The 16,486-nt window shown below is 71.3% G+C and carries 16 protein-coding genes; 12 read left to right on the top strand and 4 right to left on the bottom strand.

The features are described from left to right. Window positions 1-37: 37 nt before the first annotated feature. The 3 genes from ACF07N_RS04185 to ACF07N_RS04175 form a co-directional block, all read right to left on the bottom strand. On the bottom strand, window positions 38-877 hold the full coding sequence (locus ACF07N_RS04185; protein WP_392108085.1) for a carbohydrate ABC transporter permease: 840 nt from the start codon (window positions 875-877) through the stop codon (window positions 38-40). Next, on the bottom strand, window positions 874-1,857 hold the full coding sequence (locus tag ACF07N_RS04180; protein WP_383343980.1) for a carbohydrate ABC transporter permease: 984 nt from the start codon (window positions 1,855-1,857) through the stop codon (window positions 874-876). Before ACF07N_RS04180 ends, ACF07N_RS04185 begins: the two co-directional genes overlap by 4 nt. A 71-nt stretch (window positions 1,858-1,928) precedes the next feature. Beyond that, the gene (locus tag ACF07N_RS04175) at window positions 1,929-3,182 is read right to left on the bottom strand and encodes an extracellular solute-binding protein (protein ID WP_392108081.1); all 1,254 of its coding nucleotides are present in this window, start codon (window positions 3,180-3,182) and stop codon (window positions 1,929-1,931) included. Between the two features lie 267 nt (window positions 3,183-3,449). Here ACF07N_RS04175 and ACF07N_RS04170 point away from each other — a divergent pair, with 267 nt between their 5' ends. From ACF07N_RS04170 to ACF07N_RS04130, 9 genes are all read left to right on the top strand, one after another. Next, the gene (locus tag ACF07N_RS04170; protein WP_392108078.1) at window positions 3,450-4,289 is read left to right on the top strand and encodes a GntR family transcriptional regulator; all 840 of its coding nucleotides are present in this window, start codon (window positions 3,450-3,452) and stop codon (window positions 4,287-4,289) included. Window positions 4,290-4,741: 452 nt separating this feature from the next. Next, a complete protein-coding gene (locus ACF07N_RS04165) occupies window positions 4,742-5,821 on the top strand; it encodes an ATP-binding protein (protein ID WP_392108075.1) in 1,080 nt (359 codons plus the stop codon). A gap of 20 nt (window positions 5,822-5,841) precedes the next feature. After that, window positions 5,842-6,663, top strand: coding sequence for a roadblock/LC7 domain-containing protein (locus ACF07N_RS04160; RefSeq protein WP_392108787.1), 822 nt, complete (start codon window positions 5,842-5,844; stop codon window positions 6,661-6,663). After that, a complete protein-coding gene (locus ACF07N_RS04155) occupies window positions 6,656-7,042 on the top strand; it encodes a DUF742 domain-containing protein (RefSeq protein WP_392108072.1) in 387 nt (128 codons plus the stop codon). The genes ACF07N_RS04160 and ACF07N_RS04155 overlap by 8 nt, the downstream gene beginning before the upstream one ends. A 5-nt stretch (window positions 7,043-7,047) precedes the next feature. Further along, window positions 7,048-7,608 carry an ATP/GTP-binding protein gene (locus ACF07N_RS04150; protein WP_383333476.1) on the top strand — a complete coding sequence of 187 codons (561 nt, stop codon included), beginning with the start codon at window positions 7,048-7,050 and terminating at the stop codon, window positions 7,606-7,608. Window positions 7,609-7,619: 11 nt separating this feature from the next. Beyond that, window positions 7,620-8,996, top strand: coding sequence for a cytochrome P450 (locus ACF07N_RS04145; protein WP_392108069.1), 1,377 nt, complete (start codon window positions 7,620-7,622; stop codon window positions 8,994-8,996). Window positions 8,997-9,085: 89 nt separating this feature from the next. After that, entirely contained in the window at window positions 9,086-10,333 is a 1,248-nt protein-coding gene (locus tag ACF07N_RS04140) for a cytochrome P450 (protein WP_392108066.1), read from the top strand. Next, window positions 10,330-11,145 carry an enoyl-CoA hydratase/isomerase family protein gene (locus ACF07N_RS04135; RefSeq protein ID WP_392108063.1) on the top strand — a complete coding sequence of 272 codons (816 nt, stop codon included), beginning with the start codon at window positions 10,330-10,332 and terminating at the stop codon, window positions 11,143-11,145. Before ACF07N_RS04140 ends, ACF07N_RS04135 begins: the two co-directional genes overlap by 4 nt. Window positions 11,146-11,263: 118 nt before the next feature. Then, window positions 11,264-12,118, top strand: coding sequence for a family 16 glycosylhydrolase (locus tag ACF07N_RS04130; RefSeq protein ID WP_392108060.1), 855 nt, complete (start codon window positions 11,264-11,266; stop codon window positions 12,116-12,118). Window positions 12,119-12,318: 200 nt separating this feature from the next. On the opposite strand, the gene ACF07N_RS04125 is transcribed toward ACF07N_RS04130, so the two are convergent. Then, complete coding sequence (locus ACF07N_RS04125) at window positions 12,319-12,753, bottom strand: ATP-binding protein (protein ID WP_392108057.1); 435 nt, start codon at window positions 12,751-12,753, stop codon at window positions 12,319-12,321. A 178-nt stretch (window positions 12,754-12,931) separates the two neighbouring features. Here ACF07N_RS04125 and ACF07N_RS04120 point away from each other — a divergent pair, with 178 nt between their 5' ends. The 3 genes from ACF07N_RS04120 (at window position 12,932) to ACF07N_RS04110 (ending at window position 16,473) form a co-directional block, all read left to right on the top strand. Next, complete coding sequence (locus tag ACF07N_RS04120) at window positions 12,932-14,680, top strand: SpoIIE family protein phosphatase (RefSeq protein ID WP_392108054.1); 1,749 nt, start codon at window positions 12,932-12,934, stop codon at window positions 14,678-14,680. 77 nt (window positions 14,681-14,757) lie between these two features. Further along, the gene (locus ACF07N_RS04115; protein ID WP_392108051.1) at window positions 14,758-15,789 is read left to right on the top strand and encodes an LLM class flavin-dependent oxidoreductase; all 1,032 of its coding nucleotides are present in this window, start codon (window positions 14,758-14,760) and stop codon (window positions 15,787-15,789) included. A gap of 3 nt (window positions 15,790-15,792) precedes the next feature. Beyond that, window positions 15,793-16,473, top strand: a complete 681-nt coding sequence (locus tag ACF07N_RS04110; RefSeq protein ID WP_392108048.1) for an NADPH-dependent F420 reductase — start codon at window positions 15,793-15,795, stop codon at window positions 16,471-16,473. The last annotated feature ends 13 nt before the right edge of the window (window positions 16,474-16,486 follow it).

Here is a 16,486-nt window from a genome sequence, read left to right as displayed (position 1 = left end):
TCCGGGGGGTCGCGTCTGGGTGGGGGCGCGGGCGGGTTCAGCCCTTGACGGCTCCGGCCGCGAAGCCGGAGGTCACATGGCGTTGCAGGAGGAGGAAGACCACGAGGGCGGGGAGCGCGAAGAGCGTGGAGGCCGCCATGGTGGCGCCCCAGTCGGTGCCGAAGACGTTCTGGAAGGACGACAGCCAGACCGGCAGGGTGCGGCTGTTCTGCTGCTTGATGATGAGGAAGTTGGCGTAGGCGAACTCGTTCCAGGCGGTGATGTAGCCGAACAGCGAGGTGGCCATCAGCCCGGGGGCGAGGAGGGGGAAGGTGATGTGGCGGAAGGCGTGCCGGCGGGTGCAGCCGTCGACCTGGGCCGCCTCCTCCAGTTCGGGCGGGATGGCAGCGATGAATCCGCGCAGCACCACGATGGTGAACGGCAGCGTCATCATGAAGTAGACGAGTGTCAGGGTGGGCAGCCGGTCCAGCATGCCGGTGTCCCGGGAGATGATGTAGACGGGGATGATCAGCGCTTCCCAGGGCGCCATCTGGGCGATGAACACCAGCAGCATGAACTGCCGCCTGCCGCGCCAGCGCATGCGGGCCACGGCGAAGGACGCGCCGAGCGCGACGACCAGGGCGAGCAGGACGGCACCGGCGGTCACGAGGACGCTGTTGCGCCAGAACAGGGCGAACCCGTCCGCGTCGACGGCGGTGCGGAAGTGCTCCAGGGTCCAGGTGCGGGGCAGCAGCCGCGGGGTGTCGGACTGGATGTCCCGGCTGGGCTTGAACGCGGTCGTGATCATCCAGTAGACGGGGAACAGGCAGAGGACGATCGTCAGGACGGCGGCCGAGTTCAGCAGGGCACGCCGGCGGGGTGTGCGCACGCGGCTCACCGGGTGTCCCCCTCCTGGCGGGCCAGCTGGCGGAAGTACAGGACCAGTAGGGCGGCCATCAGCAGGACGGTGACCATGGAGGCCGCCGAACCCAGGTCGTAGCGCTGGCTCGACAGGGCGGTCTGGACGGCGTAGACGGGGAGGACGGTCGTGGCGTCTCCCGGCCCGCCGTTGGTCATCACCCAGATCTGCACGAACGCCTTGAAGGTCCAGATGACTTCCAGACAGAGGACCAGCAGGAAGATCGGCCTGATCAGGGGCAGGGTGACGGCGCGGAAGACCCGGGAGGCCGACGCTCCGTCGAGGCGGGCCGACTCGTACAGTTCCGCGGGGACGGTCGTCAGGGCCGAGTAGAGGGTGATGGCGGCGAACGGCACCGACTGCCAGACGATCAGCAGCACGAGGATGGTGAAGGCGGCCGGCCCGTGGGCGAACCAGGGATAGCGGTCGAACGAGGTGAGGCCGAGATGCCGGAGCGTCCAGTTGACGATGCCGAACTCGGAGTGGAACAGCCACTGGAAGACGGTGGTGGCGGCGATGACGGGCATCGCCCAGGCCAGGACGAGCGCGCTGAGCACGGCCGTCCGCCACAGACGTCCCAGTCGCTCGACGAGCAGGGCGACCAGGGTGGCGAGCAACATGATCAGCACGACGTTCGCCGCCATGAAGAGGAAGGTGCGGCGGACGACCTGCCAGAAGCGCTCGTCCGTCAGCAGCGTCCGGTAGTTGCGCAGCCCCACGAATGGGGCGTCCCCGGCGATGAGCTGGCGCAGCCGGAAGTCCTGGAGGGATATCAGCACGGCCCGGGCCAGGGGGTACAGCAGGAGGTACAGCATGCCCAGGACCGTGGGTGCGGCCAGCAGGTAGGGCCAGACGCCCTCACGTCCTGCGCGCGGGGTCTTGCCGTGCCCGGGCCGGGCGGGGGGCCGCGAGGGCGGGCGGGGCCGGGGTGGTGCGCCGGGGTCGCGGATGACCGACACGGTGCCGTCTCCTCGGGAGTGTCGTCGCGGGGGCTGGTGGCGGATGCCGTGCCGGGCCGGCCGGGCGCGGATCAGGAGCCGTTCATGGCGGTGGTGATCGCCGCGGAGGCCCGGGCCGCCTCGGCCCGTGCGTCGGCTCCGGTGAGGACCGCGGTCATGTAGTCCTTGATGGGGTTCTTCGCTTCGACGGCCGCCCAGCCGGGGGTGTTGGGCGTCGCCCTGCCGACGGCGGCGCCCTTCGCCATGGCCGAGGCACCGGGGTCGGAGGCGACCGCGTCGGCCAGGGTCGTCTTGTTGGGCACGTAGCTCATGGCGGCGGCGAGCTTGCGCTGCCAGGTGTCACCGGTGAGTTCCTTGACGAAGGTGAAGGCCGCGTCCTGCTTGCCCGAGGCCGCCGGGATGACAAGGTCCGAGCCGCCGATGAAGACCGACCCGGGACGGTCGGCGGTCTTGCCCGGGACGGGGAAGAAGCCGAGTCTGCCCTTGAGTTCCGGATTGGTCTCGGTGACCACGTTGGCTCCCCCGGGTGTGGAGATGATCTGCGCCACCTGCCCCTTGGCCATGACCTCCGCCTGCGGGGGCTCCGCCTCGTCGGAGTCCTTGGGGCCCTTGCCGAGGGCCTGGAGCCTCTTGTAGAAGTCCATGCCGCGCAGGGCCTGCGGAGTGTCGAGCGCTCCCTTCCAGGTCGTGCCGGACCGGGTGGCCAGGTCGCCGCCCTCGTCCCAGACGAATCCGGCCAGGGCGTACCACATCTGCCCGGGCAGGTAGATGCCCTGCGTGCCACCGGAGTCGAGCTTCTCGGTGGCCGCGATCCACCGGTCGCGCGTGGTGATCGAGGCGGCGTCGATGCCGGCCTTCTCGAACAGGTCGGTGCGGTAGATCACGACCCGGTTGGCGGCGTAGTACGGGATGCCGTACTGCTTGCCCTCGTAGGCGCCGGGCTCGGCCAGCCCCTTGAGCCAGTCCTCACCGCCGAGTTCCGCGACCCGGTCGCTCAGGTCGAGCAGGCCGCCGCTCTGGGCGTACCGGGCGACCTGGGTGTTGCCGGTCTCGATGACGTCCGGGGCGTCGTTGCTGGCGAGGGCGGCCGTGACCTTCTCCCCGATGCCGTCCCACTCCTGGATCTGGATCCGCACGTCGATGTCCGGGTGGGCGGACTCGAAGCCCGCGACGAACTCCTTCTGGAACTGGGCCGAGACGCTGTCGCGCATGAGCCAGACGTCGATCGTCGTGGTGCCGTCGGCGGAGTCCCCGGAGGATCCGGAGCCGTCGCCGCAGGCGCTGACGCCGGAGGCGATCACCAGTGCGGACAGACCTGCGAGCATGCGGTGCTTCACGGTTCACCTCTGGGGGGAAGGCGCCACGGAACCTGACCAGTTGAGCCACTGGACAGGTGACCTCTCGTTGGTCGATGAAAATGGCATAGACCAATAGAGGCGTCAATCCCCCGCGTACACCTGACTTTTGGCCGCATGCCCCAGGACCGAAAGCCCGCCGAGCGCACCACTGCTTGACCAGTGGGCGAGGAGTGGTAAACAGTCCACCCAACGGGTCGAGCAACTTCGCGAACGGCGGGGCGGGAGCGGGCGGGCATGAACGCGGGCGAGTCGGGGTCGGTCCTGAAACGGGAGCGGGTCCGGGACCACATCCTTCAGCTGATCGAGTCGCTGCTCCCGGGGGACGCGATCCCCTCCGAACGGTCTCTGTGCGCCACGCTCGGGGTATCCCGACCCACCCTTCGCGCGGCCGTGGACGAACTGGTCGCCGCCGGGCTCCTGGTGCGCGAGCACGGGCGGGGCATGTTCGTGGCTCCCGAGAAGATCACCCAGGAACTCGTCGCGGACTCCCACGGCATGACACTGCCTCAGGCGTCCGGCGCCTGGTCGAGCCGTCTGCTGGAGTTCACCACCATCACGGCGGGCGCCCGCGTGGGCCGCAAGCTGCGCCTGTCCCCCGCCGCCGACGTCGTCTACGCGGCACGCCTGCGGCTGGTCGACGGCGCCCCGATGGCCATCGAGCACCTGCACATCCCGGCGGCGCTGGTGCCCGCGCTCACCGCCCGGGAACTGGAGACGGGCGATCTGTACGAGCATCTGCGCGAGCGGCACGGGGTGCGGGTCAGCGAGGCGACACAGACGATCGAGCCCACGGTCGTCAGCCAGGCCGAGGCGGGACTCCTGGGCGTGCCCGAACTCTCCCCCGCACTGCTCTTCGAGCGCCACACCAGCGACACGCACGGCCGGCCCGTGGAGTACGTCCACTCGGTCTACCGGGGCGACCGGTACCGCATCGTCTCCCGGCTCCGGCTGAACGCGCCGGGCACCGCGCCGGTGACGCCGCGGGCGGGGGTCACCCCCGGGGTGGCACCCGGTGTGAACGCGCGGTGGGATCCGACCCCCTCCGCCACCCCGGGGGACGTCCACCGGGAGTGACATGTCGACGAATTGACGGGTGCGGAGCCGGGTCGCACCGCTGCCATCAGGGGAAACGGCCGCCGGGGACGGAGCGCGCCCCAGCGGCCCGGGACCGCGCGGGGCCCCCTCGCCGCCGTGGTCGCCAAGGCCCTTTGCCCCGGGGCGCGTTGATCGTGTGAACACCGGAGGAGTGAACTCCGGTGCAGTGGATTGACGGTGATAGCATTCCGCCGTCTGCGACCTTGATCCACTTTTGCTCAGGGCCCTGAACCCGAACGCGCTGAGCGATCCCCCTGTGCAATGCCCCCGGACGGGTTGCGGATCCTTGCGAGGCGTACCTGTCGACGCCTGCATGCCACGCGCCGGGAAAGGTTTCCATGACTCAAGACGTGCTTCTTTGGTGCCTGGTTGCGATCGCGGTGATAGCCACAGCCGCGGTCGTGGCCCTCGTGCTCCGCAGCAGAGGCGTGATGAGGAGGAAGAAGGAGTCCGAGGACGAGCTTCAGGCGCGGCTGCAGTACAGCCAGAACGAACTGGGTCGCCTCCAGGCCGAGTTGGCCAGGATCAGGAGCGAGCAGGACGGCGTCATCCGCGAAGCGGAACAGGCCGCCGAGGAGAACATCAAGGCGGTCCTCAAGGGCGCCGCGCGCTTCCTGCAGAGCCTCGCGGCCGAGCAGACGACGTTGCTGGACGGGGTCCAGCGCGAGTACGGCGGCCATCCGGTCCTCAACGACCTGATGGACATCACGCACGCCAACGCCCAGATGGCCCGCAAGGCCCAGGGCATCGCGGTCATGTGCGGCGCCCCCCTGGGCCGCCGCAACCAGGCGGCCAGCGTCTACGACGTCGTGCGCAGCGCCCAGAGCCAGATCCGCAACTTCCAGCGCGTGGAGATCATGCAGCCGAGCGGCATCGCGCTCAAGGCCTCCGCCGTCGCTCCGGTGGCCCTGGCCGTGGCGGAACTGCTTGACAACGCTGCCAGCTTCTCGCAGGCGGACGCTCCGATCGAGGTCACGTTCCGCCAGGTGCAGCAGAATCTCTGCATCATCATCGACGACGCCGGTGTCGGCATGAGCGACGAGGACCGGCTGCGGGCGAGCGCCCTGCTGTCCGGCGAGGACGTCCCCCGGCTCTCCCAGCTGGGCACCCAGCCGAAGTTCGGCTTCCCCGTGATCGGCCTGATCGCCCGCCAGTACGGCTTCAAGGTGGACGTCACCGGTGTCTCCCGGTACGGCGGCGTACGGGCCGTCGTCCTGCTGCCCGAGGAGCTGTGGACCATGGAGGAGACCCCCGCGGCCCCCGAGGCGGCGCCCGTGAGCAGCATCCGGCCGGTGCAGTCCCGCACCCCGGAGCGCACGGCCAACGGTCTGCCGAAGCGCGGGACACGCATCACGTCCGTCGGCGACTCCCCCGCGGGGGACCAGCCGGCCAGACGGCCCGTCCGGCGCCGCGGCACCGGCAGCCTGGGCGCGCTGCAGCGCGGCACCCAGACCGGGCGCGATGTGGCCTCCCTCGACACCCCCATGTCTGAAGGGTCCGACAACGCATGAGTACGACCGACCTGTCGTGGATGGTCCAGGACATCGTGACCAACGTGCCCAAGGCACGGCACGCCGTGGTGCTGTCGGCGGACGGCATCCCGCGTGGTTCCACGGACGGCCTGACCGCCAAGGACGTCGGGACCGTCTCCGCCGCCATGGCCGGGATGCAGTCCCTCAGCCGGGCCACCGCCCACTTCGCCGGTTCCGCCCAGGACCGGGCGTGGATCCAGACCGTCATCGAGTTCCAGCACGGCTGGGTGTTCCTGATCGGAGCCGGGCAGGGGGCCTACCTGGCCGCCGCCGCGGAGCCCGACGTGGACATGGAACAGCTGTCGTTCCGCATGAACCGTCTGGTCGCGCGGTTGGGCAACAACCTCACGGCCCCGCCGCGGGTGCTCCCCGCCGACGCGGCGCAGGCCGGGGACGGTCCGCAGGCGCACCAGGCCGAGACGGGCAGGTCAGTCGCCGTGCTCGGCCGGCTGGACCGGGCGGTGGCGTCGGTGCCCGGCGCCCTGCACGCTCTGCTGCTGGGCGCGGACGGTCTGCCGCGCGGCGCCAGCGCGGGGGTCGACCGGGACCTCGCGGACACCATCTCGGCGGCCATGACCGGCATCCACGCCTACAGCCGGGCCACCGCGCCCTTCGCGGGCGGTGAGCGGGACGACGAGTGGAGCCAGACGATCATCGAGTTCCAGCACGGCTGGGTCTTCCTGATCGCGGCCGGCGAGGGTGCCTTCCTCGCGGCGGCCGCCGAGCACGACTGTGACATCGAGGAGTTCGCCGCACGCCTGAGTGACGCGATGCCCGCGTCACAGGCGGCCGTGCCGGGAGAAGGGGCCAGGGATGCATGACGACCCGTCCGACGAGCTCGAACTGACGGCCCCGTTAGTCCCGTTCTTCGTCATGGCCAGGGGACGCGAACTCCCGCGGGAGAGCGAGTACGAGCACACCACCATGATCACCGCCCAGGACAGCGCCGCGGCCACGGTGCGCACCCTGGCTCCGGAAGCCCGTGCGGTCATGGACCTGCTCGCGGACGGCTATCTCTCGGTCGCCGAGGTCGCCGCCCACACGCAGTTGCCCCTGGGTATCGTGCGCATCCTGCTGGCCCAGATGGCCGAGGACGACCTCATCCATGTGCGCAATCCGGTGCCGCATGCCGAACGTCACGACCCCGCCCTGCTCACCGCCGTGCTCCATGGCCTGGAGCGCATACGAACCGGAGCGTAAGTCCCGTGTATCTGGATCCCAAGGTCTCCCGCTCCGTCAAAGTGCTGGTGGTGGGCCATTTCGCGGTGGGGAAGACCACCTACATCGGAAGTGTCTCCGAGATCGAGCCGCTGCAGACCGAAGAGGAGATCACCGAGGCCAGCGTCGGCTTCGACGACCTCTCCGAGACGCCGGACAAGACGACCACGACCGTGGCGATGGACTTCGGGCGCCTGACCCTGAGCGACGACCTGGTCCTCTACATCTTCGGAACTCCCGGGCAGGAGCGGTTCAAGCAGATGTGGGAGGGCCTGTCCCGGGGGGCCCTGGGCGCACTCGTCCTGGTCGATCCCGAGCGGCTGGAGGAGACCTTCCCCATCCTGGACCTGGTCGAGTCCTTCGGCCTGCCGTACGTCGTCGGGGTCAACACCTTCGACGGCAGGACCCACTTCCCGCTGTCCGAGGTGTGCGAGGCGCTCAACCTCTCCGAGGACACCCCGGTCATCGACTGCGACGTCCGCGACCAGGACTCCTCGATGGAGGCCCTCATCACGCTCGTGAAGCACCTCTTGTCCTCACTCGGCTAGGAGCCATCACCATGCAACAGCCCCTCGGCACGAGCGGGACACCCGCCGAATGCCCCGCACACGGCAACATCCCCCTGTACGGTCCCGAATTCGGCTCCGACCCCGAGCGCACGTACGACAAGCTGCGCTCCATGGGGCACAGCGCGCCCGTGGACATCGCGCCGGGCGTCCAGGTCGAGTTGGTGACCAGCTATGACGCGAGCCTGTACATCCTGCAGAACCCGCAGCTGTTCGTCCGCGACTCCCGTCGCTGGAACGCCCTGAACGAGGGCCGGGTGCCGGAGGACAGCCCGGCACTGCCCATGATGGGGTACCGCCCCAACGCCCTGTTCAGCGACGGCGCGGCGCACGCCCGGCTGCGGCAGGCGGTCACGGAGAGCCTCGCCACCGTCGACCAGAGCCGGCTCATCCGGCTGACCCAGCAGTCGGCCGACTACCTGATCAGCCGTTTCAGTGCCGAACCGCTCGGCCAGGCGGAGCTGATGGCCGCGTACGCGCAGCCGCTGCCGCTGCTGGTCTTCGGTGACCTGTTCGGCTGCCCGCCGGAGATCGGCGACCGGGTGATCGCCGGGATCAGCGGCATCTTCCAGGGCACGCCGGGTGCCGACGAGATCCTGGGCGCCGCGCTCGGCGAGCTGATCGCCCTCAAGCGCCGGCAGCCCGGCGAGGACCTCACCACGCGCCTGATGGTGCACTCGGCCCGGCTGAGCGACGAGGAGGTGCTGCACCAGCTGGTCACCCTGCTCTCCGGCGGCACCGCGCCGCTGACGGCCGCGATCGGCACCAGCACGGCGCTGTACCTCGACGACGACTGGCCGACCGGCCTGCCGGTCGAGGACGCCGTGGTCAAGACGCTGTGGAACTACGCCCCCATCGCCAACTACGCGGGGCACTACCCCACCCAGGACGTCGAGTTGGGGGACCGCACCCTGCGGGCGGGCGACCCGGTCCTGATCTCCTTCGCGGCGGCCAATACCGATCCCAAGCTCACCGCGCACCGCGAACAGCTGAGCCCCAAGGCGCACCTGGCGTTCGGCGCCGGGCCGCACGCGTGCCCCGCCAAGGACCCGGCGTTCATGATCGCCGCCACCGCGGTGGAGTCGCTGCTGAACCGGCTGCCGGACGTGGAGATGCGCGTTCCCTTCGGCGAACTCGCCTGGGTGGCGGCGCCGTGGAGCCGCTCGCTGGTCACCGTGCCGATCCGGTTCACGCCCCGCACCCTGGCGCAGCCGTCCAACGGGCGTTCGGCGCAGCCGTCCGCCGTTCCGGCCGGGCCCTCCCCCGTCGGCGTCTCCCCGCAGCCCGCGGCGCATCGGCCGGCCCATGCCGCGGCGCGTCCCAAGGGTGGACTCTTCAGTCGTTTCCGGGCATGGATGAATGGCGAGTGACGCAAGTAACCATATGAAACGACTGAGTTACTGTATGACTCAATTATCGCTCGGGTACGGATAGCGGCTGGCAGAAAGGAGCCGCTACCGTGGGTAGTGTCACGACTCCGTCTACGGACCGTCGGGCCACCATTTCCCTGTTCTCCCGTCTCCGGACGGCTGACGGACAGGCCGACCCCTTCCCCCTCTACGCAGAGCTCAGGGCGCGTGGCGATGTCAGCCCCGCGCCCTGGGGCGGGTTTCTCGTCACCGGGTACGCCACGTGCGAGCAGGTGCTGCGCAACGGCGTCTGGCTCGAACCGGACACCCGGTGGCGCGAACAGCAAGGCGCGCGCACCCGCTGGAGTGCCCCGTCGTCCCGGGAGATCAGCCGTACCCTGCCGGCGCTCAACCCCCCGGAGCACACGCGCGTGCGCCGGTCGGCCGGCAGCTTCGACCGCACCACCATCGACCGGATCGGCAGCCGGGTGTCCGCCATCGTGGACGGGCTCCTGGACACCCTGCACGAGCGCCTGCGCTCGGGCGAGGCCGACTTCTCGGCGCTGGTGGCCGAGGAGCTTCCCGTCGCCACCGTCGGCGACTGGCTCGGACTGCCCAGCGCGGACTGGCCACGGCTGCGGGAACTCACCCATGAGCAGGTCTTCACGCAGGAGCTGCTCCCCAACGCCAGCCAGCTCGCCCGCTCCGACGCCGCCATGGCCGAGCTGCGCGCCTACTTCCTCGACCTGGTGCGCACCCGGCGCAGACGCCCCGGCGACGACCCCGTCTCCCGGTGGATCAGCACCTGGGACGAGCTCGAACCGGACCGGGACAAGGCAGACGAAGCCGTCTACTTCCTCGCCCTGTTCGTCCTGCTGGCCGCGCTGGAGACCACCGCGACCCTGCTGGCGACCATGACGCTGCGGCTCGTCGAGGAGCCCGGCCGCTGGAGCCGGCTCGCCCTGCAGCCGGACCTCGTGCCCGCGTTCGTGGAGGAGACGCTGCGGCACGACCCTCCCACGCACGTCATCAGCCGGGTCGCCGGGCAGGACACGGTCCTCGCCGGAACCGAGGTCGCGGCCGGGGAGATGGTGCACCTCATGGTGGGCGCCGCCCACCGTGATCCCGCCCGGTTCACCGACCCCGACACCTTCGACATGCTGCGCAACCCCTCCCACCTGGCCTTCAGCTGGGGCATCCACTACTGCCTCGGAGCTCCCCTGGCCCGGCTCGAAGCGCAGACCCTCCTCCGCCACCTGATCGCCCGTCTGCCGAGACTCACCCTGGTGCGCCGCCCCGCGATGGCACCCCGGGTGGCGTTCCGGCGCCTGCTGAACCTGGATGTAGCACTGGCATGAACCTGCCCCACACCCCCGCCGCCGTCTCCGCCCTCGCCGCCGAACCGGCCGACCCGTTCGAGACCGCCCCCGCGCCCGCTCCCCTCTCCCTCGACCGCTCCGGTCCCGTGCTCCACGTCTGGCTCAACCCCGCCGCCCAGGACGACGTCCTGACCACGGCGGTCCTCGACGCGCTCATCACCGTGCTCGACGACCTCCATGACCAGCCCGACGTCCGCGTCCTGGTGCTCTCCTCCCTCGGCCGTGACTTCTGCCTGGGGGCCGACCGCCGCGAGTACCAGGACGCCCTGGACACCGACCCGACCGGCGGCACGCTGCGGCGCATCGCGGACAAGGCCCACCGACTGTGCCAGGCACTGGAGAACACCCATGCCGTCACCGTCGCCCGGCTCCACGGCAAGGTCGTCGGCGCCGGTCTCGCCCTGGCCGCCTACTGCGACCTCCGGGCCGGCGCTGACACCTGTCAGTTCCGCATGCCCGAACTCGGCCTCGGACTCGCGCCCGCGTGGGGCGGCGCCATGGGCCGGCTGATCGCGGAGGCGGGCGCCGCCCGGGTCCGTGAACTCATGCTCACGTGCGAGACCTTCGACGCCCACGCCGCCCATCGCCTCGGCCTGCTCCACAAGGTCGTCCCGCCCGACGCCCTGGACGACACCGTCACCGCCTGGACCAGACCCCTCGCCCGGCGCTCCCCGGAAGCCCTGCTGCTGACCAGACGCATGCTCGCCGGCTACGCGAAGGCCGCCCGCACCGCCGACCCCACCCTGCTCGACTCCCACCTCCTCACGGCCCGGCTCTCCGCCCCCCGCTGACCGGCAGCAGCCCCACCCCCACGGTCACGCCGGCGTGACCTCACCGAGGACATCCCCGGCCCGGTCCGCCACGGCGGACCGGGCCCCTGTCCGTTTCACCACCCGCAGGAGCAGCACGATGAACCGACGCGTCCGACTGGCCCTCGCCCTGGCACTGAGCGGACTGCTGGGCGGATGCGGTCCCGTCACGGACACGGATGCCCCCAGGGCCGGGGAAGAACCCTTCTGGCAGGACGAGTTCGACGGACCAGCCGGACGCCGCCCGGCCGGCAGGTCCTGGAACACCGAGACCGGCAACCGGGACGCCGAGGGATGGGGCAACAACGAACTGCAGTACTACACGGACGACCCGGCGAACTCCGCCCTCGACGGCACGGGCCACCTCCTGATCTCCGCGCGCCCCGCCCCCGCCGGATCCGAACTCCCCTGCCACACTGAGGACTTCTGCCCGTGGACGTCAGCCCGGCTCACCACCGAGGGCAAGGCCGCGCTCACCCACGGGCGCGTGGAGGTCCGCGCGAAACTCCCCACGGGCACAGGACTGCTGCCCGCGGTGTGGATGCTGGGCGACAACGGGATCGAGTGGCCGGGGCAGGGTGAGATCGACATCTGCGAGGTGGCCGGCGGGGAGCCGCGCACGGTGTACGGGACCGCGCACGGCCCGACCTACTTCAACGAGCACGGGATCGGCGGCTCCACCACGCTGCCCGCCGACGCGTCACGGGCGTACCACGTCTACGCCGTCGACAAGCAGCCGCACCGCATCACCTGGTCCGTCGACGGGGAGCCGTACTTCACCCTGACTCCTTCGCGGCTGCCCCGGGCGCGCGACTGGGTCTTCGAGCAGGACATGCACCTGCTGCTCAACGTCGCCGTGGGAGGCGACTGGCCCGGCCCTCCGGACGCCTCGACGCCGTTCCCCGCGACGATGACCGTCGACTACGTGCGCTTCTACGGTGCAGGGCGCGGGTGAAGGGCCAGTTCCTCCTCCAGCACCGGTGCCAGTGCCTCGGCGTGGGCCGGCCCGCGGTACGTCCCGGGGCGCGGTCGCGCACGTCCTGGGGATGTGCCGGCGACAGCGGGGCCCGGCGCCGGCACTGCCGGGAGTCGCCCCCGCGCACGGGGCGGCGTGCCGCCGGTGGACGCGAACGGCCACAGCGGCGTGGGAGGGGGTCAGACGAGGTCGATCGTGGCCGTGATGCGCTTGCCGGCCGGCTCCGGGTGCACTTCGAGGCTCCGGCAGACCGCAAGGACGATCTCCAGTCCGTGCTGTCCGACCCGGACCGGGTCGGCGCCCCGGACCACCGGCAGGCGCGGTTCGGTGTCCCACACGGTCACCGAGACGGCGCCCTGGTGGGCCCGCAGAGTCAGGGACGACGGCCCCGGAGCGTATTTGCGGGTGTTGGTCACCAGCTCGCTCACCACCAGCTGTACGAGGTTCATGACCCGCTCGGGCACCGGCACCCCGTGCTCCCTCTCCAGATTCCGCAGGAAGACCCCGGCGTGATCCCGCGCCCGGGCGATCGCCTCACCGCCCTCGAAGGTGGCCGACAGGGAGATCGGCCCCTCGGGCAGCGCCCGGCCCTCGTCGTCAGCAGCCTGCTGCATAAGCCGCCTCGCACCTACGCCCTTCGCGTCATGGAAGTCCTATTACCCCACGAATTCCATCACAGGGGCGGGGCATGCCCCCATCCGGCGCGTGTACAGGGCTGAGGTTCCCGCGCACGGGGCACTCGGGAACGGAGTATGGGACAGGTGCGTCCGCCGATCGGCGAGGAGGCAAGGCGTGGCAGAGCCGGAGCGGGCCGAGAGCTTCGGTCCATCGACCCCCGGGGCGGCCGACTCCCTGTGGGCCGGGGCGCTGGCCGCGATCGGCGCGGGGGCGTACGTGGTGGACGACAAGGGGTGCATCGTCGCGGTCAACGCGCGGGCCGAGCAGCTGCTGCGCCGGGCCGCCGAGGACATGGTCGGCCGGGACGCGCACGACCTGCTGCACCGCGACGCCCGTGGCCAGACGCTGCCGACCAGCCGGTGCGGCATGCGGCAGGCGTTCCACGCCCGGCGCACGGAGCAGGCCCGCGGTGAGTGGTTCGCGCGGGGTGACGGCTCGGTGCTGCCCGTCTCGTGGCTGATCACCCCCTTCGACACCGGCGGCCCCGAACCCGCCACGCTCGTCGTCTTCCACTGTGACCAGCAGGCGGCGGGCACCGCGGCGCCCCAGGAGCCGGCGGCCGAGCGGCTGACCGAGCTGGAGCGGCTGGCGCTGCTGGCGGAGACCACCACACGGCTCACCTCCACGCTGGATGTGGACGAGGCGCTGGGCCGGCTCGTGGCGCTGGTCCTGCCGCGGCTGGGAGACTGGGCCGTCGTCGATCTGATCACGGAACGCGACGAGGTGTGGCGCAGCGCCGTGGTGCACGCCGACGGCGACACGCTGGTCCATCACGAGGAGCTGCAGGGGCCGATGCCTCCGGTGCCCGAGACCTCCCCCATGCCCCTGTCCAGAGCGCTGCGCGGTGTGGCGTCCACCCTCGCCGGGCCCGAGACCTACCAGCGGGAGCCGGACTCGGGGATCGCGGTCGAGCAGGGGCGCCTGTTCAAGACGACCGGCATCCACTCCGCGGCCATCGTCCCCATCCGCAGCACCCGGGAGGTGCTCGGGGCCCTCACGCTGGGCCGGGCCGACAAACCGGGCGACTACACCGACGCGGATCTCCCGCTGATCGAGGACATCGCACGCCGCGCGGCGCTCGCCCTGGACAACGCCCGCCTCTACCAGCGTCAGCGCAAGGTCGCCGAGACCATGCAGAACCACCTGCTGCCCCAGCTGCCGCGCCTGCCCGGGCTGAGGATGATCGCCCGCTATCTGCCCGCCCCCGACGCCTCGCAGGTCGGTGGCGACTGGTACGACGCCTTCCGGCTGGCCGACGGCGCGACGGCCCTGGCCGTCGGCGACGTAGTCGGCCACGACCTGGAGGCGGCGGCCGGCATGGCACAGGTGCGCAACATGCTCCGCGCCTACGCCTGGGCGCAGCAGGAGCCTCCCAGCCGGATCGTCGAGCGGCTCGACGAGGCGGTCACGCACATCACCACGGTGCCCATGGCCACCCTGGTCTTCGCCCGGATCGAAGAGGCGGACGACGGCCACTGGGAGCTGCGCTGGACCAACGCCGGGCACCCGCCTCCCCTGCTGGTCAGCCACGACGGCCTGACCCGATACCTCCAGGACGGCCACGGCATCCTCCTGGGCACCGGGTCCGGCAAGCCCCGTCCCGACGCCTCCACCGTGCTGCCGCCCGGGTCCACCCTGCTGCTCTACACCGACGGGCTCATCGAAGCGGCCGGGCACTCCCTGGACGAGGGGCTGGAGCGGCTGCGTCAGCACGCGGCCGCGCTCGCCCACCGCCCCATGGCCGCCTTCACGGACGAGCTGCTGCGGCGCGTCCGCCCCACGGAGAACGACGACGACGTGGCCCTCCTCGTGCTGCGGACCCCGGCGGGGCCGCGCGAGAGGCCGGCAACCGGCCTGGAATGAGCCCCCCTCCCCCGTTGTTGACACATCAACGGAAACGAGAGATGGTTGAATCATCAACCACTCGGAGAGGGTGCACCATGACAGACCTCGTACTCGGCCTCGACACCTTCGGTGACGTCCCGCAGGACGCCGCCGGCGCGCCCCTCTCGCACGCGGCCGCCGTCCGGCAGGTCGTGGAGGAGGCGGTCATCGCCGACGAACTCGGCGTCGACGTCATCGCCGTCGGCGAGCACCACCGCCCGGAGTACTCGATCTCCGCCCCGGAGACCGTCCTGGCCGGCATCGCCTCGCGCACCTCGCGTATCAAGCTCGCCTCCGGCGTGACCGTGCTCAGCTCCGACGACCCCGTGCGCGTCTTCCAGCGGTTCGCCACCGTGGACGCCATCTCCGACGGCCGCGCCCAGGCGATTCTGGGCCGCGGCTCGTTCACCGAGTCCTTCCCCCTGTTCGGCTACGACCTGAGCGACTACGACGTCCTGTTCGAGGAGAAGCTCGACCTGTTCGTCAAGCTGCTCGACGAGAAGCCCGTCACCTGGAGCGGCACCACCCGCGCCGCCCTGGACAACGCCGACGTCTTCCCGAAGACCGAGTCCGGCCGGCTGGACACGTGGGTCGGTGTGGGTGGCTCCCCCCAGTCGGTGGTGCGCACCGCGCGGCACGGGCTGCCGCTCATGCTCGCGATCATCGGCGGCTCCCCCGCGCGCTTCGGCCCCTACATCGAGCTGTACCAGCGGGCAGCCGAGAAGTTCGGCACGGTCGCGCACCCCGTCGGCATGCACTCCCCCGGGTTCGTGGCCGACACCGACGAGGAGGCCAGGGAGCTGTTCTACCCGTCGTACAAGGTGATGCGGGACCGGATCGGCGCGTTGCGCGGGTGGCCGCCGCTGCGGCGTGAGGAGTTCGACGCCGAGGTCGAGCACGGCTCGATGTACCTCGGCTCGCCGGAGACCGTCGCACGGAAGATCGCCGGTGCGGTCAAGACGCTCGGTGTCGGCCGCTTCGACATGATCTACAGCGCCGGGCCCCAGCCGGTCGCCGCGCGCACGCGAGCCGTCGAGCTGTTCGGCGCGAAGGTGGCACCCATGGTCCGCGACATCCTGGCGGGCTGAACCATGACCACCATCGGCATCCTGGGCGCCGGCAAGGTCGGCACCGTGCTCGCCCGGCTCGCCCGCGCCGCGGGCCACGACGTCCTGATCGCCGGCTCCGGCGACCCGGAGCGGATCGCCCTGATCGTGGAGATCGTGACACCGGGCGCGGTGGCGGTGACCGCGGCGGAGGCGGCAGCACGCGCCGACGTCGTCGTACTGGCCCTGCCGCTCGGCAAGTACCGGTCGCTGCCCGTGGAGGCGCTGCGCGGCAAGCTCGTGATCGACGCCATGAACTACTGGTGGGAGGTGGACGGGGTCCGGGAGGACCTGACCGATCCGCGCACCTCCTCCAGCGAGATCGTGCAGGCGTTCCTGCCCGACGCGCGCGTGGTCAAGGCGTTCAACCACATGGGCTACCACGACCTGGAGGAGGGAGCCCGCCCGGCGGGCGCCCCCGGTCGCAAGGCGATCGCGATCGCCGGGGACGGCGAGGACGACGTCGCCGCGGTCGCCGCCCTTGTCGACGCGCTGGGCTTCGACCCGGTCGTCGCCGGCCCGCTGGCCGAGGGCGTGCGCATGCAGCCCGGCACCGAGCTGTTCGGCGCCAACACCGACGCCGCCGGGATCCGCGCGATGCTCGACCGGTTCCCCGGCACCGACTCGGGGCGTCTCCTGGCCGAGGTGCGCGGCAGCGCCGGCTGAGCGCGCGGCGGCC

Origin of the sequence: Streptomyces sp. NPDC015242 (genome assembly GCF_043079125.1) — a bacterium.
GTDB lineage: Bacteria > Actinomycetota > Actinomycetes > Streptomycetales > Streptomycetaceae > Streptomyces.
This window is presented reverse-complemented; position numbering and strand designations above follow the sequence as displayed.